Origin of the sequence: Nocardiopsis rhodophaea, from assembly GCF_039530945.1 — a bacterium.
Classification (GTDB): domain Bacteria; phylum Actinomycetota; class Actinomycetes; order Streptosporangiales; family Streptosporangiaceae; genus Nocardiopsis_C; species Nocardiopsis_C rhodophaea.
On the sequence record NZ_BAAAPC010000018.1, the window covers coordinates 107,980 to 130,776 of the forward strand.

At 71.0% G+C, this 22,797-nt stretch carries 20 protein-coding genes; 6 read left to right on the plus strand and 14 right to left on the minus strand.

Annotated features, from left to right (window positions below; genetic code table 11):
* Nucleotides 1-77 precede the first annotated feature (77 nt).
* The 11 genes from ABD259_RS19550 to rimP form a co-directional block, all read right to left on the minus strand.
* Nucleotides 78-1,412 carry a M16 family metallopeptidase gene (locus ABD259_RS19550; protein ID WP_344100886.1) on the minus strand — a complete coding sequence of 445 codons (1,335 nt, stop codon included), beginning with the start codon at nucleotides 1,410-1,412 and terminating at the stop codon, nucleotides 78-80.
* A gap of 111 nt (nucleotides 1,413-1,523) precedes the next feature.
* On the minus strand, nucleotides 1,524-3,833 hold the full coding sequence (locus tag ABD259_RS19555) for a polyribonucleotide nucleotidyltransferase (RefSeq protein WP_344100888.1): 2,310 nt from the start codon (nucleotides 3,831-3,833) through the stop codon (nucleotides 1,524-1,526).
* 399 nt (nucleotides 3,834-4,232) lie between these two features.
* A complete protein-coding gene (gene rpsO, locus ABD259_RS19560; RefSeq protein ID WP_344100890.1) occupies nucleotides 4,233-4,502 on the minus strand; it encodes a 30S ribosomal protein S15 in 270 nt (89 codons plus the stop codon).
* Between the two features lie 241 nt (nucleotides 4,503-4,743).
* Nucleotides 4,744-5,718 (minus strand): bifunctional riboflavin kinase/FAD synthetase, encoded by a 975-nt coding sequence (locus tag ABD259_RS19565; protein ID WP_344100892.1) that lies wholly within the window; start codon nucleotides 5,716-5,718, stop codon nucleotides 4,744-4,746.
* A gap of 219 nt (nucleotides 5,719-5,937) precedes the next feature.
* Nucleotides 5,938-6,831, minus strand: coding sequence for a tRNA pseudouridine(55) synthase TruB (gene truB, locus ABD259_RS19570; protein WP_344100894.1), 894 nt, complete (start codon nucleotides 6,829-6,831; stop codon nucleotides 5,938-5,940).
* Nucleotides 6,832-6,928: 97 nt separating this feature from the next.
* Nucleotides 6,929-7,375: a 30S ribosome-binding factor RbfA gene (gene rbfA / locus ABD259_RS19575; protein WP_344100896.1), complete on the minus strand. Its 447-nt coding sequence runs from the start codon at nucleotides 7,373-7,375 to the stop codon at nucleotides 6,929-6,931.
* A gap of 5 nt (nucleotides 7,376-7,380) precedes the next feature.
* Nucleotides 7,381-7,677, minus strand: a complete 297-nt coding sequence (locus ABD259_RS19580) for a DUF503 domain-containing protein (protein ID WP_344101309.1) — start codon at nucleotides 7,675-7,677, stop codon at nucleotides 7,381-7,383.
* A 161-nt stretch (nucleotides 7,678-7,838) separates the two neighbouring features.
* The gene (gene infB / locus ABD259_RS19585; RefSeq protein ID WP_344164401.1) at nucleotides 7,839-10,781 is read right to left on the minus strand and encodes a translation initiation factor IF-2; all 2,943 of its coding nucleotides are present in this window, start codon (nucleotides 10,779-10,781) and stop codon (nucleotides 7,839-7,841) included.
* 225 nt (nucleotides 10,782-11,006) lie between these two features.
* Entirely contained in the window at nucleotides 11,007-11,330 is a 324-nt protein-coding gene (locus ABD259_RS19590) for a YlxR family protein (protein WP_344100900.1), read from the minus strand.
* A complete protein-coding gene (gene nusA / locus ABD259_RS19595) occupies nucleotides 11,296-12,348 on the minus strand; it encodes a transcription termination factor NusA (protein WP_344101311.1) in 1,053 nt (350 codons plus the stop codon). The genes ABD259_RS19590 and nusA overlap by 35 nt, the downstream gene beginning before the upstream one ends.
* Before the next feature lie 24 nt (nucleotides 12,349-12,372).
* Entirely contained in the window at nucleotides 12,373-12,855 is a 483-nt protein-coding gene (rimP, locus tag ABD259_RS19600; protein ID WP_344100903.1) for a ribosome maturation factor RimP, read from the minus strand.
* A gap of 271 nt (nucleotides 12,856-13,126) precedes the next feature.
* Between rimP and ABD259_RS19605 the strand changes: the two genes are divergently transcribed.
* Both ABD259_RS19605 and ABD259_RS19610 read left to right on the plus strand, forming a co-directional pair.
* The gene (locus ABD259_RS19605) at nucleotides 13,127-13,639 is read left to right on the plus strand and encodes a hypothetical protein (RefSeq protein WP_344164404.1); all 513 of its coding nucleotides are present in this window, start codon (nucleotides 13,127-13,129) and stop codon (nucleotides 13,637-13,639) included.
* An 8-nt stretch (nucleotides 13,640-13,647) separates the two neighbouring features.
* Nucleotides 13,648-14,115 (plus strand): ferritin-like domain-containing protein, encoded by a 468-nt coding sequence (locus ABD259_RS19610; RefSeq protein ID WP_344100907.1) that lies wholly within the window; start codon nucleotides 13,648-13,650, stop codon nucleotides 14,113-14,115.
* Between the two features lie 117 nt (nucleotides 14,116-14,232).
* Here the strand turns inward: ABD259_RS19610 and ABD259_RS19615 are convergent, their stop codons facing one another.
* On the minus strand, nucleotides 14,233-15,987 hold the full coding sequence (locus ABD259_RS19615) for a proline--tRNA ligase (protein ID WP_344100909.1): 1,755 nt from the start codon (nucleotides 15,985-15,987) through the stop codon (nucleotides 14,233-14,235).
* Nucleotides 15,988-16,194: 207 nt separating this feature from the next.
* Between ABD259_RS19615 and ABD259_RS19620 the strand changes: the two genes are divergently transcribed.
* The 3 genes from ABD259_RS19620 (at nucleotide 16,195) to ABD259_RS19630 (ending at nucleotide 20,186) form a co-directional block, all read left to right on the plus strand.
* Nucleotides 16,195-17,292, plus strand: a complete 1,098-nt coding sequence (locus ABD259_RS19620; protein WP_344100911.1) for an LLM class flavin-dependent oxidoreductase — start codon at nucleotides 16,195-16,197, stop codon at nucleotides 17,290-17,292.
* A gap of 67 nt (nucleotides 17,293-17,359) precedes the next feature.
* Complete coding sequence (locus ABD259_RS19625) at nucleotides 17,360-18,514, plus strand: phenylacetate--CoA ligase family protein (protein ID WP_344100913.1); 1,155 nt, start codon at nucleotides 17,360-17,362, stop codon at nucleotides 18,512-18,514.
* A complete protein-coding gene (locus ABD259_RS19630; protein WP_344100915.1) occupies nucleotides 18,492-20,186 on the plus strand; it encodes an AMP-binding protein in 1,695 nt (564 codons plus the stop codon). Before ABD259_RS19625 ends, ABD259_RS19630 begins: the two co-directional genes overlap by 23 nt.
* 170 nt (nucleotides 20,187-20,356) lie before the next feature.
* Here the strand turns inward: ABD259_RS19630 and ABD259_RS19635 are convergent, their stop codons facing one another.
* Nucleotides 20,357-20,785 (minus strand): Zn-ribbon domain-containing OB-fold protein, encoded by a 429-nt coding sequence (locus ABD259_RS19635; protein WP_344100918.1) that lies wholly within the window; start codon nucleotides 20,783-20,785, stop codon nucleotides 20,357-20,359.
* Nucleotides 20,782-21,963, minus strand: a complete 1,182-nt coding sequence (locus ABD259_RS19640) for a thiolase C-terminal domain-containing protein (RefSeq protein WP_344100920.1) — start codon at nucleotides 21,961-21,963, stop codon at nucleotides 20,782-20,784. Before ABD259_RS19640 ends, ABD259_RS19635 begins: the two co-directional genes overlap by 4 nt.
* A gap of 306 nt (nucleotides 21,964-22,269) precedes the next feature.
* Here ABD259_RS19640 and ABD259_RS19645 point away from each other — a divergent pair, with 306 nt between their 5' ends.
* Nucleotides 22,270-22,797: a flavin reductase family protein gene (locus tag ABD259_RS19645; RefSeq protein ID WP_344101313.1), complete on the plus strand. Its 528-nt coding sequence runs from the start codon at nucleotides 22,270-22,272 to the stop codon at nucleotides 22,795-22,797.

Sequence of the window (22,797 nt, forward strand, 5' to 3'; positions counted from 1 at the left end):
CCCGGACGGATCGTCGGATCCGTCCGGGCCCTCTTTCGCAGCGGGGGACCCCGGCATGGCGCGTGCGAGCCCGGTGGCTAGAAGACCCGGCCCTCCTCGTAGGGGCCGATGACCGCGAGCGCCTGGGGCCGCTTGAGGAGGTCCGCGGCGACGGCCGCCACGTCGTCGAGCGTGACCGCGTCGAAGGCCGCCAGGTCGTCGTCGAGCGAGATGTGCCGCCGGTACCCGAGCTCGTGCCCGGTCAGCCGCGCCATACGGGCGTCGGTGCCCTCGGTGGCCAGCACCCACGTCCCCTTCAGCTGCCCCTTGGCGCGGGCCAGCTCCTCCTCGGTGATTCCGGAGGCCGCGACGTCCGCGAGCTCCTCCCGGCACACGCCCAGCACCTCGTCGATCTTCTCCGGCAGGCAGCCCGCGTACACCTGGAACAGCCCGGTGTCGGCGTACGCGCTGTGGTACGAGTGGACGGCGTAGGCCAGGCCGCGCTTCTCCCGCACCTCCTGGAACAGCCGCGACGACATACCGCCGCCCAGCGCTGCGCTCAGCACGCGCAGCGCGTACCGGCGCTCATCGGTCCGGGCCATGCCCTCGCAGCCCAGGATGAGGTGGGCCTGCTCGGTCTCGCGCGACAGCAGCGCCGTCCCGGGGGTCACCTCCACCCGCGCGCCGCCGACCCGCGGCCCGGCCGGACGGGCGTCCCCGGCGGCCGCCAGACGCTCGGAGAACGCGGCACGGACCGCCTCCACGACGTCGTCATGGTCGAGGTTGCCCGCGGCCGACACGATGAGCTGAGCGGGCCGGTAGGCCTCGCGGTACTGCTCCAGGATCCGCTCGCGCGGCAGCGCCCCGATCGTGTCGTTGGTCCCCAGGATGGGACGGCCCAACGGGGATCCGGCGTACACGTGCGCGGCGATGACGTCGTCGACCAGGTCGCCCGGCTCGTCCTCGTACATCGCGATCTCTTCGAGGATGACCCCCCGCTCGGTCTCCACCTCGCCGGGGTCGAGCACCGAGTTGGCCACCATGTCCGACACGACGTCGATGGCCAGCGGCAGGTCCCGGTCCAGCACCTTGGCGTGGTAGGTCGTCTGCTCCTTGGTGGTGTAGGCGTTGTGGTCGGCACCGACACTGTCGAGCAGCGCCGAGATCCGCATCGCGTCGCGCCGCTCGGTGCCCTTGAACAGCAGGTGTTCGAGGAAGTGCGCGGCACCGGCGTGCGCGTCGTCCTCGTCGCGGGATCCGGTCGTCGCGGAGATGCCGAAGGCGGCCGACCGCACGCCCGGCATCGCCTCGGTGAGGACGCGCAACCCGCCGGGCAGCACGGTGCGCCGCACGAGGCCCGAGCCGTCGCCCGGCTCCAGCAGGGTGACGGTGCTCCCGGGGTCCTGCTCGGCTGCGATGGGGGCAGAGCTCATGCTTCCTTCTTCACGTCGTCGGGGGCGATGTGTCAGGGATCGCGTGAGCGAACGCGACGGGGCGGCCGCACCCTGTGGTGCGGCCGCCCCGGTCATGCGTTCGTCACGGAATCAGGTGTTCTCGCTGCGGGCACCGCGGGTGCGGCGGCGACGGCGCGGCGCGCCGTTGTCACCCTCGGACTCGTCCTTCTCCGGTTCGGTGTCCTTGGCCTCCGCGGTGTCGGGACCGTCAGCCGCGGCGGCTTCGGCCTCCACGACCTCCACCGGGATCAGCGACAGCTTGCCGCGGTCGTCGATCTCGCGGATCTCCACCTGGATCTTCTCGCCGATGCTGATGACATCGTCGAGGTTCTCGATGCGCTTGCCGCCGTGCAGCTTGCGGATCTGCGAGATGTGCAGCAGGCCGTCCTTGCCCGGGAGCAGGGAGACGAACGCGCCGAACGCGGTGGTCTTGACGACCGTACCGAGGTAGCGGTCGCCGACCTCCGGCATCGTCGGGTTGGCGATGCTGTTGACCGTGTCCCGCGCGGCCTCGGCCGACGGGCCGTCGACGGCGCCGATGTAGATGGTGCCGTCGTCCTCGATCGTGATGTCGGCGCCGGTGTCCTCCTGGATCGAGTTGATCATCTTGCCCTTCGGGCCGATGACCTCGCCGATCTTGTCCACCGGGATCTTGACGGTGAGGATGCGCGGCGCGTGCGGGCTCATCTCGGCCGGGCGGTTGATGGCCTCCTGCATGACGTCCAGGATGGCCAGCCGCGCGCCGCGGGCCTGCTGCAGCGCCTTGGCCAGCTGCTCGGCGGGGATGCCGTCGAGCTTGGTGTCGAGCTGGAGTGCGGTGATGAGCTCACGGGTCCCGGCGACCTTGAAGTCCATGTCGCCGAACGCGTCCTCGGCGCCGAGGATGTCAGTCAGCGTGACGAACTTGTCGCCCTCGCTGATCAGACCCATGGCGATACCGGACACCATTTCCTTGAGCGGGACGCCCGCCGCCATCAGCGACATGGTGGAGGCGCAGACCGAGCCCATGGACGTGGAGCCATTGGAGCCGACCGCCTCCGACACCTGCCGGATGGCGTACGGGAACTCCTCGCGGGACGGCAGAACGGGCAGCAGCGCCCGCTCCGCCAGCGCGCCGTGGCCGATTTCGCGGCGCTTGGGCGAGCCGACGCGGCCGGTCTCCCCGGTGGAGTACGGCGGGAAGTTGTAGTTGTGCATGTAGCGCTTGGTCCGCTCGGGGTTGAGCGTGTCGACCGTCTGCTCCATGCGCAGCATGTTCAGCGTGCTGACACCCAGGATCTGGGTCTCACCGCGCTCGAACAGCGCCGAGCCGTGCGCCCGCGGGACCACGCCGACCTCGGCGCTGAGCGGGCGGATGTCCTTGGGGCCGCGGCCGTCGATGCGGACGTTGTCGCGCAGCACGCGCTCCCGCATCAGCTGCTTGGTGAGCGAGCGGAAGGCCGCACCGACCTCCTTCTCGCGCCCCTCGAAGTCCTCGGCGAGCTTCTCCCCGGCCAGCGCCTTGACGCGGTCGAGCTCGGTCTCGCGCTCCTGCTTGTCGGCGATGGTCAGCGCCTGTGTCAGCTGCTCGCGGACCGCGCTGTCGACGGCGGCGTAGACGTCGTCCTCGTAGTCGAGGAAGATCGGGAACTCGGCTGCGATCTCGGTCGGCGGGACCTGGTCGGCCAGCGCCTGCTGGGCCCGGCACAGCACCTTGATGAACGGCTTGGCGGCCTCAAGGCCCTCGGCGACCGTCTGCTCGTTGGGGCCGACAGCACCGTCGGCGACGAGCTTCAGGGTGTGCACCGTGGACTCGGCCTCGACCATCATGATCGCGACGTCCCCGTCGTCGAGCACGCGGCCCGCCACCACCATGTCGAAGGTGGCGTTCTCCAGCTCGCTGTGGGTCGGGAACGCGACCCACTGGCCCTCGATCAGTGCCACGCGGACGCCGCCGATCGGGCCGGAGAACGGCAGCTCGGCGAGCTGGGTGGACATCGACGCGGCGTTGATGGCGACGACGTCGTAGAGGTGGTCCGGGTGGAGCGACATGATCGTCTCGACCACCTGGATCTCGTTGCGCAGGCCGTGCCGGAACGACGGGCGCAGCGGCCGGTCGATCAGGCGGCAGGTGAGGATGGCGTCCTCGGACGGACGGCCCTCACGCCGGAAGAACGAGCCGGGAATGCGGCCCGCGGCGTACATGCGCTCCTCGACGTCCACCGTCAGCGGGAAGAAGTCGAGGTTCTCCTTGGGCCGCTTCGAAGCCGTGGTGGCCGACAGGACCATGGTCTCGTCGTCGAGGTAGGCGACGGCGGAGCCGGCGGCCTGACGAGCGAGACGGCCCGTCTCGAAGCGGATGGTACGGGTGCCGAAGCGACCGTTGTCGATGACGGCTTCGGCGGAATACGCGCCCTCCATGGGCGACCTCCTACTACAGGTTTGTTCCAAGAGGTCCCGCGTCCGTACCCCGAAGAGTGTGGTGATCGTCGTCGAGATGACGTCTCAGCCGCTCGGCGCTGTGTGCGCGGAGGGCCCTGACGACCGGTCATCGATCGAAGCCCTCGGCGCGCCTCCGCTGGGGGGCGAGCCGAAGACCACTACCGAGGACCGGCCTCGACGCGGCAGTCGAGGGTGAGGACCGCGGGAACACTTCAATTGCGATGGAGTTATCACGTGTGGATGCGACAGAGCCGCGAAGGGCGAACGCATTCACACAGCCACCACTGCGGACGATACTCCCTGGCCACAGCGGCGGGTGCCACACCCACACACTACTAAGAAAGGGAGCGGCCGAGGCCACTCCCCCACGTCACCTGCCTAGCGGCGCAAGCCGAGGCGCTCGATGAGCTTCCGGTAACGGTTGATGTCCTTCTTCGCGATGTACTTGAGAAGGCGGCGACGGCGGCCGACCATCAGCAGCAGGCCACGGCGGCTGTGGTGGTCGTGCTTGTGCGTCTTCAGGTGCTCGGTGAGCTCGGTGATCCGGTGCGTCAGCAGCGCGACCTGAACGTCGGGCGAACCGGTGTCGCCCTCGGCGGTGCCGTACTCGGCGATGATCTTTTCCTTGGTGGCGGCGTCGATCGACACGTCGCTCCATTCTTCTTTTTCGTCAGTACGCGGGCATGGGAATGCTCCGCACATAGCAGGCGGGGCGCAGCCGCGGTGACCGCGCGTACGAACAGTCACCGTCAATGGAGGATCGAGGCACCGGCCCCGCGTGAACCCGCGGGACGGTGATCGGCCTGATCGGCGCTGCCCGCCCCCGCGACGGCGGCGAGCACGATCTCGATCCTTGTGTACTCGTCGCAGTCTACCGCAAACAGCGAGGTCACCCGACATCCGACGGATCGCCGTCGGTACCGGCCATCAGTTCGCGGGCCTGGTCGACGTCGCGCCGCATCGCTTCGATCAGCTCGTCGACGCTGTCGAAGCGCAGCTGACCGCGGATGTGGTGGACGAACTCGATGGCCATGGCCTCGCCGTACAGGTCGAGGTCGTCGCGGTCCAGCGCGTACGCCTCCACGGTCCGCGGGCTGCCCTCGAAGGTGGGGTTGGTGCCCACGGAGATCGCCGCCGGCCAGCATGATTCCGCGTGCTCCCCCGGCGCGGTCCGCAGCAGCCACCCCGCGTACACGCCGTCGGCCGGGATCGCGGCGTGCGCCGGGCAGTCGAGGTTGGCCGTGGGAAAACCGAGCAACTCGCGCCCGCGCGCCGCGCCGTGCACGATCCGGCCCTCGACCCGGTGCGGACGCCCCAGCTCGACCCGTGCCTCGGCGACGTTCCCCTCGCTGAGGTAGCGGCGGATCAGCGTCGAGGTGATGGTGTCGGCATCCGCCACCAGCCGCACCCCTTCGGTGGTGAAGTCGTACTTCTCGCCGAGCGTCCGCAGCACGTCCACATCGCCCGCCGCCTTGTGTCCGAACCGGAAGTTCTCCCCCACGACCACCGCCGCCGTGTGCAGCCGGTCCACCAGGACGTGCTGCACGAACTCCTCCGCGGAAAGCCGGGACAGCTCCACGGTGAACGGCAGCACGCACACCGCGTCGGCCCCGTGCTCGGCCAGCAGCTCGGCCTTGCGGTCCGGCGGGGTGAGCACGGCCGGGTGCGGCAGGTCGCGCACGACCGAGTCGGGATGCGGTTCGAACGTGACGACCACGACCGGCAGATCGAGCCGTCTGGCCTGGTCGACCGCTGTGCGCAGGATGGTCTGGTGGCCGCGGTGCACACCGTCGAACACCCCGATGGTCACAACGGACCGGCCCCAGTCCCGGGGTATCTCCTCCAGCCCGCCCCAACGCCGCACGTCCAACAGCTCCCCTCAGACGAATGTCCGCTCGAAATCTCGGCGAAAAGTCCCGGATCAACGGTACCGTTCCCGCCACGGCTGCGATCACCATGCCGCCTCCGCGTCGGTTTCCGCCCCACCCCTCCGTTGATCTCGGCGATATCGACCTAATTCTGGCGGACATTCGGTCGATATCGCCGAGATCAACGGAGGGACCGGGAGTTCCGCGGCCGCGGTTCAGCTTCCCGCGGGCTCGAACACGACAATGGGCTTGCTGTAGCGGGCGGTGTCCTCGGCCAGAGCGACCACGGTCCCGTCTGGCGCGAACAGGCCGATCGGTCCGGCACCCAGCTCGCCCGGCGCGATGCGGTTGCCGTGCGCGATCTTGCGGGTCTCCGCCTCGTTGAGGACACGGACCGGGAAGGCGGCCGCCACCGCCTGGGCGAGCGGCAACGCGGTGAACTCCTCGGCCAGCTGGTCCAGGGTGCGGGCCTGGGACACGTCATACGGGCCCACCCGCGTGCGGCGCAGCGCCGTGAGGTGGCCGCCCACCCCCAGCGCCGCCCCCAGGTCGCGGGCTAGGGCGCGAATGTAGGTGCCGCTGGAGCAGGTGACGCGGGCGTCGATGTCGATCATGGTGCCCTCGGCGTCGACCACGCGCCGGATGTCGCCGACGGCGAACTCCGACACGGTCACCGGGCGCGCCTTGAGCTCGACCGTCTCCCCGGCGCGGGCCGACTTGTAGGCCCTCTTTCCGTTCACCTTGATCGCGCTGACCTGGGGCGGGACCTGCTCGATGGTGCCGGTCAGCGCCGCAGCCCCGGCGCGGATGCGCTCGTCGTCGACCTGTGCCGCGTCCACCCGCGGGCCGAGCTCTCCTTCGGCGTCGTCGGTGGTGGTGGCCAGCCCCAGACGGAGGGTGGCCTCGTAGACCTTCTCCGTCAGGGCGAGGTGGCCGAGGAGCTTGGTGCCCTTCTCGATCCCGAGGACCAGCACGCCGGTGGCCATGGGGTCGAGGGTGCCGGCGTGGCCGACCTTCCGGGTTCCGGCGAGCCGCCGGACCCGCGCGACGACGTCGTGCGACGTCCAGTCGGCGGGCTTGTCGACGATGACGACGCCATTGTCTGCCATGGGAAAAGCTGGTCCCTCGTGTTCTGGGTCGCTGGGAAAAGACGACGCACCGGGCGCCGATGGGCGCCCGGTGCGGCCCCGCGCCGCGCGGCGCGGATCAGACGCCGTGTTCGTCCTCGTCGTACTCGCGCGGCGTCTTGTAGGGGTCGGCCTCGCCGGCGGGCGTGGCCGTGGAGGCGGCGCGCGCCACCTCGGCGTCGGACTGCCGGGCCTGGGCCAACAGCTCCTCGATGTGCTGGGCGTTCTGCTGGACCTCGTCCAACACGAAGGTGAGGCTGGGAGTATGCCGGAGCCCGGTCTGCCTCCCGACCTCGGAGCGGATCACGCCCTTGGCGCTCTCCAGCGCCGCGGCCGTGCCGGCCTTCTCCTCCTCGGGGCCGAACACCGTGTAGTACACCGTGGCGTCGCGCAGGTCGTTGGTCAGTCGCGCGTCGGTGACGGTGACGAACCCTAGACGCGGGTCCTTGATACGGCGCTCCAGCATCTCGGCCACGATCCGCTGAATGCGGTCGGCGATCTTGCGCGCCCGTGCGGCGTCAACCATGGTTACTATTCTTCCTCTGAGCTGAAGAGCCGCCGCCTCGCGGAGAGCAGCTCGATCTCGGGGCGTCCCGCGACAAATCGCTCGCAGGAGTCCATGACCTCCGAGCAGTGCGCGGCCGTGGAGGCCGCGACGGCGACGCCGATCTCGCACCGGCGGTAGAGATCCTGGTCGCCGGTCTCGGCGACCGACACGGAGAACTTCCGCCGCAGTTCGGCCACGATGGGCCGGATCACCGAACGCTTCTCCTTCAGGGAGCGGACATCGCCGAGAAGGACGTCGAGCGTCAGTGCTCCGACGAACAAGCGTCCGTTCCGCGCCATGCGCGCCGAGTTTCGCGATCTTGATGTCATGTGTGGGCCGCTTGACGGCGCGGCTTGGGCCGGAAGGGATTCGACAGACGGACCCCGGACCCCGACACGAGGCCGGGGTCCGGGACCTGAGGACTCACACTGTCACATCAGTGTCAGTCACGCGGCTTCTCCCGCATCTCATACGTCTCGATGACGTCCTCCACGCGCAGATCGTTGTAGCCGATGCCGATACCACACTCGTAGCCGTCGCGGACCTCGGTGGCGTCGTCCTTGAACCGGCGCAGCGACTCGACGTTGAGGTTCTCCGAGATGACCACACCCTCGCGGATGAGGCGTGCCTTGGCGTTCCTCCGGATGATGCCGCTGCGGACGATCGCACCCGCGATGTTGCCGATCTTCGGCACCTTGAAGACCTCGCGGATCTCCGCGGAACCGAGCTGGACCTCCTCGTAGATGGGCTTGAGGAGACCCTTGACGGCCGCTTCGACCTCGTCGATGGCCTGGTAGATGACCGAGTAGTAGCGGATGTCGACGCCCATGCGGTCGGCGAGCTCGCTGTTCTTGCCTTCCGGCCGAACGTTGAAGCCGACGATGATGGCGTTCGCGGACGCGGCCAGGTTGATGTCGTTCTGCGTGATCGCACCGACACCGCGACCGATGACGCGGATGGCCACCTCGTCGCCGCCGGCGTCGATCTTGAGCAGCGACTCTTCCAGGGCCTCGACCGAACCGGACATGTCGCCCTTGATGAGCAGGAGCAGCTCGTTGCGCTCCCCCTCCTCCAGGGTCTTCTGCCAGTTGTCGAGGGTGACCCGGCGGCTGGACTTGGCCTGCTGGGCGAAACGCTCGCGCGCCTCGCGCTGCTGCGCGATCTGGCGTGCGACCCGGTCGTCCTTGACGACCAGGAAGTTGTCGCCCGCGCTGGGCACGTTGGTCAGACCGAGCACCTGGACCGGGCGGGACGGCTCGGCGTGCTCCACGTTCTTGCCGTGCTCGTCGAGCATGGCCCGGACTCGGCCGTAGGCGTCGCCGCAGACGATCGAGTCACCGACGTTGAGCGTGCCCCGCTGGACCAGCACCGTGGCTGTGGAACCGCGGCCGCGGTCCAGGTAGGCCTCGATGGCCAGGCCCTGGGCCTCCATGTCGGGGTTGGCCCGCAGGTCGAGCGCGGCGTCGGAGGTCAGGACGACGGCCTCCAGCAGCGCGTCGAGGTTCTCGCCCTTGAGGGCGGAGATGTCGACGAACTGCGTCTCGCCGCCGTACTCCTCGGTGACCACGCCGTACTCGGTCATCTGGGCGCGGACCTTCTGCGGGTCGGCCCCTTCGACGTCGATCTTGTTGACCGCGACGACGATCGGCACGCCGGCGGCCTTCGCGTGGTCGATGGCCTCCGCCGTCTGCGGCTTCACACCGTCGTCGGCCGCGACCACCAGGATGGCGATGTCGGTGGCCTGGGCACCGCGGGCACGCATGGCGGTGAACGCCTCGTGGCCCGGGGTGTCGATGAAGGTGATCTTGCGCTCTTCACCGTCGACCGTGGTCGACACCTGGTAGGCACCGATGTGCTGGGTGATGCCGCCGGCCTCGCCACTGACCACGTTGCTGTTCCGGATGGTGTCCAGCAGCTTGGTCTTACCGTGGTCGACGTGGCCCATGACGGTGACCACCGGCGGACGCGGACGCAGGTCGGCGTCGGTGCCGGAGTTCTCACCGAACTCGATGGAGAAGGACTCAAGCAGCTCGCGGTCCTCGTCCTCGGGGCTGACGACCTCGACGACGTACTTCAGCTCCTCGCCGAGCAGCTGCAGGGTCTCGTCGGGCAGCGACTGGGTCGCGGTGACCATCTCGCCCAGGTGCATCATGACCTGGACCAGCGACGCCGGGTTGACGTCGATCTTGTCGCCGAAGTCCGACAGGGACGCGCCGCGCGACAGGCGGATGACCTGGTTGTTGCCGCTCGGAATCTTGACGCCGCCGAAGCTGGGAGCGCCGAGCTCGTTGAACTCTTGACGCCGCTGCTTCTTGGACTTGCGGGCACGGCCCGGACGGCCGCCCGGACGCCCGAAGGCACCCGCCGTGCCGCCTCCGCGGCCGCGGGGGCCACCGGGGCGACCACCGAAACCGCCGGGACGCGGACCGCCGCCACCGCCGCCGAACCCGGGACGGGCACCGCCGCCACCGGGGCCACCACGGCCGCTGGGACGGCCACCGCCGCCGCGACCCCCTCCGGGGCCACCACGGCCGCCGCCGCCCGTCGTCGGCGTCGGACGCGACGACGGCATGTTCATCGGGCTGGGGCGGGGACCCGGACGCGGAGCGCCACCCGCGGCACCGCCGTCGGGGCGCGGCCCACCGGAACCGGCGCCACCGCCGGGACGCGGGGCCTGCGGGCGCGGCGCCTGCGGACGCGGGCCGCCGGTGCCGGCACCCGCTCCACCGCCGGGACGCGAACCGCTACCGGCCGCACCGCCACCCGGACGCTGGCCGCCTCCCTGCGGACCGGGCCGGGGGCCCGGACGCGGGGCGGGCTTGGCGCCCATGCCGGTCGCGGTCGACGCGAAGGGGTTGTTCCCCGGACGCGGACCCGTGGGACGCGGGCCGGGGCGGGGCCCCTTGCCGGAGTCGGGACGGCCACCGCGTTCGGGGCGGCCACCCGGCTTCTGAGCGGCGGGCCGCTCTGTCTTGTCAGCCTTGTCCGCCTTGTCGGCCTTGGGGCTCGCCGGACGCGGTCCCGGCTTGGGACCCGGCTTCGGAGCGCCACCACCGGGGGCGCTAGGACGGGCGCTCGGACCCGGCTTCGGGCCGGGCTTGGGCGCGGGGCGCGCGGACGCGCCGCCATCGGCCGCGGCGGGCTTCGCCGGGGCCTGGGACTCACCGCGCGGACGCGGCTTGGGCTCCGCGGGGCGCGGCTTGGCGCCGCCCTTCTTCTCCGCGGAACCGTTGTTGAAAGCTTCCTGAAGCCGACGGACGACGGGGGCCTCTATCGTGGAGGACGCCGACCGCACGAATTCGCCCATTTCGTTGAGCTTGGCCAGAACAGCCTTGCTCTCTACTCCGAACTCCTTCGCGAGCTCATATACCCGGACCTTCGCCACTGCTCTCCTCTATCTCGGTCCGGGACATGGGCTTGTGCCGGACCGTCGCTAGCTTGACGTACTCATCGCTGCGTACTCATCGAGCGCTCATCGCAATCTCGACCCGCTTTCTCGTCGCTACACAACAATGGGTCAGAGTCGGCCAGGCATGCTGGCATGACTCGACCCGCCACCCGACGGTGAGTACAACCATCGCGGCGACGCGATCATTCCAACCCTATCGGTCTATCGTGCCCCGCTCCAACGCGATTCCTCGGCGAAGAAGGCGGTGACGCGCGAGGTGTCCAACCGGCCTGTGGTCCGGAAGGCGCGCGGCCACACCCGCCTCCGCTCGGCCGATTGCCAGCAGCGGGGATCGGGGTGCAGATAGGCGCCCCGGCCCGGGAGGTGTCCGGTGGTGTCGGGCGTCACCACGCCACCATCGTCCACCAGCCGTACCAGGTCGGACTGGGCTGCCCGCGACCGACAGCCCACGCACATACGTACGGGATGCGACCGGTCGCTTTCGCCCATTCTAGCGCGGCGAGGCATCGGCTTGTCCGGTGGCATGGTCGGTTCCGTCGTCCGGAGCCGCGTCTGGCTCGATCGGCCGGAAACCGGTCGCGGCCTCCACCGGCTCGGCGTCCGAGCGGATGTCGATGCGCCAGCCGGTGAGCCGGGCGGCCAGCCGGGCGTTCTGCCCCTCCTTGCCGATGGCCAGCGACTGCTGGTAGTCGGGGACGGTGACCCGGGCGACCTTGGCCGCGGCGTCGAGCACCTCGACCTCGTTGACGCGGGCCGGGGACAGCGCGTTGCCGACGAACACCGCGGGGTCGTCGGAGTGGTCGACGATGTCGATCTTCTCCCCGTGCAGCTCGGCCATGACGTTGCGCACGCGGCTGCCGAGGGGGCCGATACACGCGCCCTTGGCGTTGACGCCCGCCTTGTTGGACTTCACCGCCATCTTGGTGCGGTGTCCGGCCTCACGGGCGATCGCCGCGATCTCGACGGTACCGTCGGCGATCTCCGGAACCTCCAGCTCGAACAGCTTGCGCACCAGGTTGGGGTGGGTCCGCGACAGCGTGACGGACGGGCCGCGATGCCCCTTGCGCACCTGCACGACGTAGGCGCGCAGGCGCTCGCCGTGCTCGTAGGGCTCGCCGGGGACCTGCTCCTGCGGCGGCAGGATGGCCTCGATCTTGCCGAGGTCGACCAGGACGTTGCGCGGGTCCTTTCCCTGCTGGATCAGGCCCGAGACGATCTCGTTCTCCCGGCCGGCGAACTCACCGAGGGTCAACTCGTCCTCGGCGTCGCGCAGCCGCTGCAGGATGACCTGCTTGGCGGTGGAGGTCGCGATGCGTCCGAATCCAGTGGGGGTGGCGTCATACTCCCGGACGACGGTTCCCTCGTCGTCGGTCTCGGCGGCCCACACCGTGACATGCCCGGTGGTGCGGTCGAGCTCGACGCGCGCGGGGATCTCCGTCCCTTCCTGGCGGTGATAGGCGATCAGCAGGGCGTCCTCGATCGCCTTGACGACGAGATCCACCGAGATGTCCTTCTCGCGCTCCAAGCTGCGCAGGACACTCATATCGATATCCACGGGGCTCCCCCTCTAGTCCGCCGCGTCAGCGTCGGCGGCGCGGCGGAATTCCACCTGGACCTTGCCGCGTACCAGGTCAGCGTAGCCGTACTGGTGGCTCTGGCCCTCGACGTCCAGGGTGACGCCGGATTCGTCGGCGTCGATCACACGGCCCTGGACCTCACCGCCCTCGGCGAGTCGGGCCTGCACCAGGCGGCCGCGAGCGCGCCGCCAGTGCCGGGGCTGAGCGAGCGGCCGGTCCACACCAGGGGAGGTCACTTCGAGCACATAGGGGGCCTTGCCCATGACGTCGCTGGCGTCGAGCGTCGCCGTGATGTCCTGGGTGATAGCCCCGACCGAGTCGAGGTCGACACCGTCGTCGGAGTCGACGACGACCCGCAGCAGACGACGCTTGCCCGCCGGGGTGACCTCGACGTCCTCCAGATCCAGGCCGGCGTCGGCCAAGACCGGCTCCAGCAGCTCGGCGAGACGGTCGCGGCGAGCCTGCGCCCCCATCTGTGATCCTCCTCGGCGAATTCCACCCGCGCTCCTCCGCGAGGACGGGGCGGTCCAGCTCTTGACATAAGTTGTCCGCACGTCACGACGACGGCGGTTTGAGATCAAGGGTATCCACAGTCAGCGTCTCCCCAGGCCTCTCCGCCCGGCGATCGGACATGCTTTTTCCAGTGTGGTTCCAGTGTGGCCGCCCCGCGCGCGGTTGCGCCAAAGGCGCGCCCGCCGTGGAAAGATGGGCGTTCCAACGTTGAGAAGGGTGAGGAGAAGGGGCTTGGGCCACGACGCCGGGGCTGTCAGCCGCCGAACGGTCGTCATCGGTGCGATCGCGGGCCTCGCGACCATCGGACTCAGTGCCTGCCAGGGGCGACGCTGGTATCCCAGCGAGATCAGCCCGGACGAGTTCGTGCTGCGCGCCGTCATCACCGAGAAGGAGCGCATGATCGCCCGGTACGAGGCGACGGTGGACGCCGGCGAGGGGCCGGTGGACCTGCTGCGGAGGTTCCTCGGCGACCACAAGAGCCACCTGTCCGCACTGCGGGAGCGGCTGCCCACCCAGGACGAGCGGGGCGGGAGGCCCGGGATGTCCGTCACCTCACCGAGCCCCACACCCGGTCCCGTCGCGCGGACGGCCGTCTCGGTGGCGGCACTGCACGTGGCGGAGACGAGCGCGGCCGGTGCGCGCGGCCGGCAGTCGGCCAAGGTCGCCGACGGGGGTCTGGCCCAGCTGATCGCTTCTATCGGCGCCTGTGAACTCGGACACGCGCATCTGCTGGCGGAGGCTTAGAGGCTGATATGAGTGCCACACCCGAGGACCCCCGGGAGTTCACCGACATCGGCGCGCTGCGGGTCGCCCTGCGCGCGGAGCACGCCGCCGTGTACGGCTACGCCTACATCGGCGCGCACTGCGCCGGCGGCCGGCGGGAGCGGTCCTACGAGCACCTGGACGCGCACCGGGCCCAGCGCGACACCCTGAGCACGCTGCTCGCGGAGCGCGAGGCCGAGCCCGACCCGTCGGAAAGCGCCTACGGCCTGCCCGATTCCACGGACGACGCCGACCTGGACACCTACGCCGCACGGCTGGAGGAGCAGACCGCCCAGGGCTACCTGGAGCTGGCCGCCGCCTCCGACTCGGTGCTGCGCGATCTGGCGGCCCGATCCCTCCAGTCGGCCACCGTCCGGGCACTGGAGTGGGGCGGCAAGCTCACACCTTTTCCCGGGTTCTCCCCGGACCAGGCGCCAAAGACCGACGCCGCGGAGTGACCCGCCCCCGCACATCCGTTGATCTCGGCGATATCGACCGAATGTCCGCCAGAATTAGGTCGATATCGCCGAGATCAACGGGGGCGTCCGGCGGTCGTCCGGCGGACGCCCCGAGGCTCAGGCGCCCGTGGCGATGGCGGTGACCTTCTCGACCACGGCGTCCAGCGCGATCTCCTCGCGCTCGCCGGTGGCGCGGTCGCGCAGCTCCACGACGCCCTGGGCCAGGCCTTTGCCGACGATCACGGCGGTGGGGATGCCGAGCAGTTCGGCGTCGGTGAACTTCACGCCGGGAGAGACGCCCTTGCGGTCGTCGACGAGGACGCGGACGCCCTTGGCCTCCAGCTCCTCGGCGATGCGCAGGGCGACCTCGATCTGCTCGCCCTTGCCGGTGCCGACCACGTGCACGTCGGCCGGGGCGACCTCCCGCGGCCAGATGATGCCCTTGTCGTCGTAGGACTGCTCGGCGATCGCGGCGACGGCGCGCGAGACGCCGATGCCGTAGGAACCCATGGTGACCCGCTTGGGTTTGCCGTCGGGACCGAGCGCGTCGACCTCGAAGGCATCGGTGTACTTCCGGCCGAGCTGGAACACGTGGCCGATCTCGATGCCGCGGGCGGTGTAGAGCGTGCCGTGGCCGTCGGGTGAGGGGTCGCCGTCGCGCACGTCGGCGACGTCGATGGTGCCGTCCGGTGTGAAGTCGCGCCCGCAGACGAGGTTCATCACGTGGTGCTCGGCCTTGTCGGCGCCGGTGATCCACCGGGTGCCCTCGACGACGCGGGGATCGACGAGATAGCGGAGCTTGTTGGCGAGCAGCGCGTTGGGGCCGACGTAGCCCTTGACCAGGAAGGGGTTGGCGGCGAAGTCGTCCTCGTCGAGCATCGCGACCTCGGCGGGCTCGACGGCCGCTTCGAGCCGCTTGATGTCGACGTCGCGGTCGCCGGGCAGGCCGATGCCGATGATCTCCCAGTCCTTCTCGCCCGGCTGGCGCAGCTTGAGGAGCACGTTCTTCAACGTGTCGGCGGCGGTGACGGTGCCGTCCGCCAGCCCGGAGGAGTTGAAGAAGTCGACCAGCGTCTCGATGGTCGGGGTGTCGGGGGTGTGGTGCACGGTCGCCTCGGGCTGGCCCTCGACGGGAAGGGCGGGCGGCGCGGGAACGCGCACGGCCTCCACGTTGGCGGCGTAGTCGGAGTCGGTGCTGCGGACGAAGGTGTCCTCACCCGTGGCGGCCTCGGCGAGGAACTCCTCGGATGCCGAACCGCCCATGGCGCCGGAGGTGGCGGCCACGATGACGTACTTCAGGCCGAGTCGGTCGAAGATGCGGATGTAGGCGTCGCGGTGCGCGTCGTAGGACGCCTGCAGCCCCTCGTCGTCGAGGTTGAACGAGTAGGAGTCCTTCATGTGGAACTCGCGGCCGCGCAGGATACCGGCGCGGGGGCGGGCCTCGTCGCGGAACTTCTCCTGGATCTGGTAGAGGATCACGGGGAAGTCCTTGTAGGAGGAGTACTCGCCCTTGACCAGCTGGGTGAACAGCTCCTCGTGGGTGGGGCCGAGGAGGTAGTCGGCGCCCTTGCGGTCGACGAGGCGGAAGAGGGTGTCGCCGTACTCCGTCCAGCGCCCGGTGGCCTCGTAGTACTCGCGGGGCAGCAGGGCGGGCAGCAGCACCTCCTGGGCGCCGATGCGGTTCATCTCCTCGCGCACCACCGCGGTGACGTTGTCCAGCACGATCTTGCCGAGGGGCAGCCAGGAGTAGACACCGGGCGCGGCACGGCGCACGTACCCGCCGCGGACCAGCAGCTTGTGGCTCGGCACCTCGGCGTCCGCCGGGTCCTCACGCAGGGTGCGCAGGAACAGGGTCGACATCCGCAGTAGCACGGCCACTCCTCGGTAGTGATGGAAACTCGTGGGCTCAGGGCGACGGCCCTAAGCGGTGGAAAACCAGGCTAGCGGCACTGAGGTGTGCTAGCAGCCGTGTTTTCGCCCGGCGACGCGCCCCCGTCCACGGTGACCCCTTATCGGCGCTGCCTCCCGCTGCTACGCTACCAAGCGAACGCTTGGTTGTTGCGACCATCGGAGGCGTGCATGCCGTCGCTTCGAGTCAGCCTGGGGTACGAGGTCGAGGTCCGCGGCCGGACGCGGGAGGTGGAGAAGCGGGCGTTCGACGGGGTCGTGGCCCAGGCGGAGTTGGCGGACGAGCTCGGGTACGAGGCCGTGTGGCTGGTCGAGCACCACTTCACGCGGGGCTTCTCGCACTCCTCGGCGCCCGACCTCACCCTCGCGGCGATCTCGCAGCGCACCCGTCGGCTCCGACTCGGCCTGGGAGTGGTGCTGCTTCCGTTCCAGTCGCCCGTCCGCACGGCCGAACGCGTGGCAACGCTGGACCTGCTGTCCGGCGGCCGGGTGGAGTTCGGTACGGGGCGCGGTGCGTCTCCCCTGGAGTACCAGGCCTTCAACCGCCCCTTCGAGCAGTCGCGGCGGATCTGGCAGGACTCCCTGGACGCGGTGCTGGAGATCTGGGGTGCCAACGGCGCCCCGGTCACCATCGCCAACCCGTACTTCACCGTGCCCGGCGTCTCCGTCCACCCGCGCCCGCTCCAGGACCCGCACCCCCCTGTATGGGTGGCCTCCACCAGCCTCGACGGCTACCGCGCCGCCGCCCGGCGCGGCTACCACCTGCTCGGCATGACGATGCTCAAGGGTCTGGACGACGTCGCCGAGGACATCGCCGCCTACAAGGCGACCCTGGCCGAGCACGGCTTCGACCCCGCCTCGCGCCGCGTCGCGCTGATGATCCCGTGGCACGTGGCGCCCACCCGGGACGAGGCGGTCACTACCGCCGCCGACGCCGTGCTGTGGTACATCCGGCGCCAGGTCAACCTGGTGACCCCGCCCGACTACTACGACGCCCGGCACGCCACCCACCGCGTGCTGGGCCAGCTCGCGGCCGGTATGCCTCCGGAGGAGGCGCTCCAGACGCTGCGCGACCACCACATGGTCGTCATCGACGACGTGGCGGGCTCGCGCCAGGCCGTCGAGCGCGTCCGCGCGGCCGGGGCCACCGACCTCATCCTGCAAACCCAGGTGGGCGGGCTCGGCCATGAGCACGTCTGCAACGCGATCAAGCTCTTCCGCCAGGAAGTAGCGCCCACGACCGGGGCGGAGCTCGGAAGTGGACCGTAGGGGACGACGCGCACCCTGAAGCACGAGGAAAAGGCCACACGGCCGAGGCGCAGAGGGAGGGCGGGAAATGGCGGAGGACGCGGAATCAGCGGCCGTCGAAGGACGCCGTGGCGGAACCGACGCCTGGTTCAGCGACGACGACACCGTCATCGGGTCGGTCGGCGGCGCCGGCATGCTCCTGGTCGCCCCCGGGACCGGTACGGTCACCGCGCTCAGTCCGGAGGATCGACGCGCGGCGGTGGACGTCGGCGCGCGGACGCTGGCCGCCGCCGGGGTCGGGGCGGGCGACCGTGTCGTCGTGGCCTTGAACAATGAGGGCGCGCAGGCGGGAACGCTGCTGGCCGAAGCCGCCGTCGCCGCCGGGGCGAGCGCCGCCGCGATCGGGCCGCGGGGGCGGATGCGGCTGCACGGCGCCCTGGAAGTGGTCGGGGCGACCACCATCGTCGCCACCACGACCGGCGCGATGGACCTGCTCTCCCGGCTCCACCTGGAGTTCGGACTCGACCCGCTCGACCTGGGCCTGCGCCGGATCCTGCTCGCGGGGGAGATCGCAGCCCCGGGCGCCCGGCGCCAGTTGGCGGAGGAGTTCGACGCGGAGGTCACCGATCTCCTCGTCGACCCGCGATTCCAGGCCCCGCTGGCCCGCGGTGTCGAGGGAACCCTTGTGCCGACGGTGGCGGGGACGGTGGGGCTGGCCCCGCTGACCGAGGATCGGCTCCTCGTCCCGCCCTACCCCGCGGGGGCGGCGGAGATCGTCACCCGTCCCCTGTGGCACTCCGAGCTGTCCTCCGCGACCGTGCGCACGGGTCTCGTCGCCGTCCTGGGACGCGGCGCAACTGCGATCCCCCTCCCCCGGCACACGGTCGGCGACCGCGTGCTGGTGCGCGGACAGTGGCTGTCCGTCGCCCGACTGGAGAGGGCGCTGGCACCGATCGACGGCATCGCCCACTGGACCCTGCACGTCACCCGCCCCGGCACCCTCGACACGGCCACACTCCGCGTCGTCTTCGCGCGCCCCTCTCTTGTGGAGAACCCGATGTGGCGCGGACGCATCGAGCAGGTACTGGCCGGCCTGACCCCCGTGCGGATCGACCTCGTGATCGAGCCGCACACCGACGACGAGCACCGTCCCGGCGCCGTGGCCGACGACCGCGGCCACCACCTCGCCCGGACCCGCGCGGAGGCGGAAGGACACCACCATGCGGACCTCCCCCACCCATGAGCCGAACGGCGCCGCGCCGGAGATCGCCCCGGTGCCCCGGGGCTGGACCTCGATCCCGCGTATGCTGCGCGCCCAGGCCCGCGCCCGCCCGGACGCTGAGGTGCTGGTCGACTCCGACTCCCGGCGCACCCTCGCGGGGTTGGCGCGGGAGGCCTCGCGGCTCGCCCGGGCGATCATCGCCACCGGCGTGCACGCCGGTGACCGGGTGGCGGTGATCGGCCCTAACTCCGCGCGATGGGCGGAGCTGGCCTTCGCGATCTGGGACGCGGGTGCGGTGATCGTCCCCTTGTCGAGCCGGTTCAAGGGGTTCGAGGCGGCCGACCTGCTGCGGCGCACGGGGGCGCGGTTGCTGTTCGCCACCGAGTACTTTCTGGACACCTCGTTCGTACGGTTGATCGAGGAGGTCAGCGGCGGACCCGGCGACGGGACCGTGTTCGCGGACCTGCCCGACCTGCGGCGCGTGGTCCTGATCGACGCGCCCCCGGAGGATCCGGCGGCGGCGCGTTGGGGTGTGGAGTCCTTCGCCGCGTTCCGCGCCCGGGCCGACCAGGTCAGCGGCGGCACCGCCGAAGGCCGGGCGCTGTCGGTGCGGGGACTCGATCTGGCCGAGGTCCTGGCCACCTCCGGGACCACGGGCGCTCCCAAAGGCGTGATGATCCACCACGCCCAGCTGCTGCGCGGGTACTGGGACTGGTCCGCGGTGGTGGGGCTGGGCGAGGACGACCGCTACCCGGTGATCGCTCCGTTCTCGCACGGGTTCGGCGTCAACGCGGGACTGCTGGCCGGAGTGATGCGGGCGGCGACGCTGCTCCCCCAGCCCCGGTTCGACCCGGCGCGGCTGATGGAGCTGATCGAACACGAGCGGATCAGCGTGCTGGCCGGGCCTCCCGCCATGTTCCAGCGGCTCCTCGCCGTTCTGGAACAGAGCGAGGGGCGGTCCGCGCGGCGGCGTCGCGACGACCCCCTCCTTCGGGTGGGGATCTGCGGGGCGGCCTCGGTTCCCCCGGAGCTGATCCGCGGCCTGCTGGACCAGGGCGTGGTCCGCCGGATGATCAACGCCTACGGGCTGATCGAGGGCACGGTCGTGTCCATGACCCGGGAGGGCGACGCGGTGGACGTCATCGCGACGAGCACCGGACGGCCGATGCCGGGGGTGAGCGTCGAGATCACGGACGATGACGGTGCCCCGCTGCCGACCGGCCGCCGGGGCGAGATCGTGATCGGCGGGTACGGCGTCATGCGCGGCTACTGGGGCGATCCGGAGCGCACCGCCGAGGCGATCGACGACGCCGGGCGGTTCCGCACCGGCGACATCGGCGTACTCGACGCGGCCGGGAACCTGGCGATCGTCGATCGCAAGAAGGACATGTTCATCAGCGGCGGTTTCAACGTCGCCCCGGCCGAGGTCGAGCGGCTGCTGCTGCGCCACGCGGGCATCGCCCAGGCGGCGGTCGTGGGTGTCCCCGACGCGCGGATGGGCGAGGCGGGCCACGCCTATGTGGTCGCGGGCGCGAGTTCGGACATCACCCCCGAGGGGGTGATCGCCTGGGCTCGGGAGCACATGTCGAACTACAAGGTCCCGCGCCGCGTGGTGCTGGTGCAGGCGCTGCCGATCACCCCCAACGGCAAGGTCGACAAGGGGGAGCTGCGGCGCCGCGCCAGGGACGGGTGAGCCGTCATTCCCGGTGCCGCTCCGCCGGGGGGCGGCCGCAGCGGGCCCGCCGCCATCGCGCCGAGTGCGGCGAGGACGCCGCGCGGCTGCCGGGAGTGAGCCCCTGGCCGGGCACCGGCGACCCGGCGACCAAAAAGGGGGGCCTCGCGATGGCCGGCCCCAGGAGAGCGCTAGGTGTGCGTCCCCTCCTGTGGCCGCCACAGCACCAGGGTCAGCTCGTCGTCGGCGTCGGCGAACACCGCGCGCACCGGAAGGCCCGAGCGCAACGCGCCCGGCCCCGCGCCGGTCAGACCGCCCCAGCAGCACAGTCCCGGCGCGTCGTCCAGGGCGACGTGGAGCACGGTGAAGGGGACGGCATCGGCGAAGGCCGGGTGGACGGCGTGGTGGGTGACGACCCAGCTGATCACCCGGCCGGTGCCGCGTGCGGCGGTCCACGACCACCCGCGGGAACGGCAGTGGCCGCACACACCCCGCGGTGGAAAGCGGAGAGTCGCGCAGTCGTCGCAGCACTGGAGGGCGAACTCGCGCCGTCGCAGCGCCCGCCACCACGGCGCGGAATCGCGGTCGGCCGCGGGGCGGGGGCGCTCCGCGGCGCTCATCGGCTCACCGTCAGCAGCAGCGCCGAGGTGCCGGCCAGCACATAGCCCGGCTGCGCGGTGGAGAGCGCGACCTCGGCCCCGCGGACCTGGCGCTCCCCCGCCTCCCCGCGCAGCTGCTGGACGGCCTCGGCCACGTGGTTAATACCGTGCACGTAGCCCTCCGACAGGAATCCGCCGTGCGTGTTGACCGGGAGCTCTCCGGTCGGCCGGGTCGCCCCGGAGGCGACATAGGGGCCGCCCTCGCCCTTAGCGCAGAAGCCGTAGTCCTCCAACTGGACCAGCACGGTCCAGGTGAAGCAGTCGTAGATCTCGGCCACGTCGACGTCCGGCGGTCCCAGTCCGGCCATCGCGTACAGCCGGGGGGCCAGACGGGCGGCGTAGGAGGTGGTGAGGTCGGTGGCCGTGGGCGGCGCGGAGGAGTAGGTCGAGTGGCCGCCTCCCCATGCCGCGCCACCGATGTCCACCGCCGGGCGGCGCAGATCGCGGGCGCGCTCGGCCGAGGTCAGGACCACGGCGCAGGCCCCGTCGGTCTCCAGACAGCAGTCCAGCAGCCGGAACGGTTCGGCGATCCAGCGCGAGGCGAGGTAGTCGTCCATCGTGATGGGCGCGCGCTTGACCGCCCGCGGGTTGCGCGCGGCGTTGGCCCGCTGGGTGATGGCGACCAACCCGAGGTGCTCGTGGGTGGTGCCGTAGGCGAGCATGTGGGCGCGTGCCGCCATCGCGTAGTGCTGGACGGGGGCGAGAAGTCCGTAGGGTGCCTGGTACTGCAGGTCGAAGGCGCCCGCTGGGGCACGCCCCTGCCCGCTCATCCGGAACTCCGAGCGCGCGTTGATCGCCCGGTAGCAGACCACCGTGGTCGCCGTGCCGGTCGCGATGGCCATGGCGGCCTGTCCGATCACCGCGTGCGAGACGCCGCCTCCGCCGAACTGGTCGAGGTACCACTGCGGATCATCGATCCCCAGGGCCGGGCCGACCACCCACGGCGGGCTGGAGTCACCGACGCGGTGGGTCGCGATCCCGTCGACGTCGTCGGCACCGAGCCCGGCGTCGGCGAGCGCGTTGAGGATCGCCGTGCAGGCCAACGTCGTCGTGCTGACGCCGGAATCCTTGGTGAAGGGCGTGTATCCGACACCGGCGACCGCCGCGGCCCCGGCCAGCGTTCCGTGGTCTTGCGCCATTGCGCTCCTCATCCCCGCCGTTCGGCGCCCCCGTCGCGGCGGGAGGAATCCGGGCGGACCGGGTGACGGGGCCTCCAACGGAAGCTAGAGTACTAACCAAGCAAGCGCTTGGCTAGGAGCGGACAGAGTGCGCAGGAGCGCGGAAAGGCGGCGCCCGTGCCGACCGACAACCGCCGAGGGGGATGGACCTTAGCCGTTGAGGTTGAGGGGCGCACCTCCTCGGGACACGCAGAGGACGATGCCGCATGGACCGCCCGGGACCGGGAACCCTCGGGCGGTTTCGAGGGTGACTTCGACACCCGCCGGCTGCGCGACACCCTCGGCCGCTTCGCCACCGGAGTCGTAGCGATCACCGGGCGGGACGCGACCACCGGAGCGCCGGTGGGGCTGGCCGCCAACTCCTTCACCTCGGTGTCCCTCGAACCCCCGCTCGTGAGCTTCTGCGTCGCCCATACCAGCTCCAGCTGGCCGGTGCTGCGCGCCTCCCACGGGCAGGTCGTCAACATCCTCGGCGCCGATCAGGAGCAGGCCTGCCGACAGATGGCGGCGAAGGGCGGGGACAAGTTCACCGGCCTCGACATCGCCCCCTCACCGCGGGGCAATCCGGTGCTGACCGGCGCCCTGGCGTGGCTGGAGTGCGATGTCGAGACCGAGCACGTGGCCGGCGATCACCTGATCGTGGTCGCCCGCGTGGGCCACCTGCGGCTCGGCGATGACGCGCGCCCCGGCCCCCTGGTCTTTTACGGGGGGAGCTACGGCCGGTTCCGCCCCGACGCCCCCTCCGCCCCCGAAACTCCCGTCTACTCACGCGCCGCCCATCCGCCGTACCGTTGA

Bases quoted from the DNA above. Each gene is read 5' to 3' on its own strand.
- ABD259_RS19550 (WP_344100886.1), bottom strand. From the start codon at position 1,412: ATGAGCTCTGCCCCCATCGCAGCCGAGCAGGACCCCGGGAGCACCGTC.
- ABD259_RS19555 (WP_344100888.1), bottom strand. From the start codon at position 3,833: ATGGAGGGCGCGTATTCCGCCGAAGCCGTCATCGACAACGGTCGCTTC.
- truB (WP_344100894.1), bottom strand. From the start codon at position 6,831: ATGGCAGACAATGGCGTCGTCATCGTCGACAAGCCCGCCGACTGGACG.
- rbfA (WP_344100896.1), bottom strand. From the start codon at position 7,375: ATGGTTGACGCCGCACGGGCGCGCAAGATCGCCGACCGCATTCAGCGG.
- ABD259_RS19590 (WP_344100900.1), bottom strand. From the start codon at position 11,330: ATGCCACCGGACAAGCCGATGCCTCGCCGCGCTAGAATGGGCGAAAGC.
- nusA (WP_344101311.1), bottom strand. From the start codon at position 12,348: ATGAGTGTCCTGCGCAGCTTGGAGCGCGAGAAGGACATCTCGGTGGAT.
- rimP (WP_344100903.1), bottom strand. From the start codon at position 12,855: ATGGGGGCGCAGGCTCGCCGCGACCGTCTCGCCGAGCTGCTGGAGCCG.
- ABD259_RS19610 (WP_344100907.1), top strand. From the start codon at position 13,648: ATGAGTGCCACACCCGAGGACCCCCGGGAGTTCACCGACATCGGCGCG.
- ABD259_RS19620 (WP_344100911.1), top strand. From the start codon at position 16,195: ATGCCGTCGCTTCGAGTCAGCCTGGGGTACGAGGTCGAGGTCCGCGGC.
- ABD259_RS19625 (WP_344100913.1), top strand. From the start codon at position 17,360: ATGGCGGAGGACGCGGAATCAGCGGCCGTCGAAGGACGCCGTGGCGGA.
- ABD259_RS19630 (WP_344100915.1), top strand. From the start codon at position 18,492: ATGCGGACCTCCCCCACCCATGAGCCGAACGGCGCCGCGCCGGAGATC.
- ABD259_RS19635 (WP_344100918.1), bottom strand. From the start codon at position 20,785: ATGAGCGCCGCGGAGCGCCCCCGCCCCGCGGCCGACCGCGATTCCGCG.
- ABD259_RS19640 (WP_344100920.1), bottom strand. From the start codon at position 21,963: ATGGCGCAAGACCACGGAACGCTGGCCGGGGCCGCGGCGGTCGCCGGT.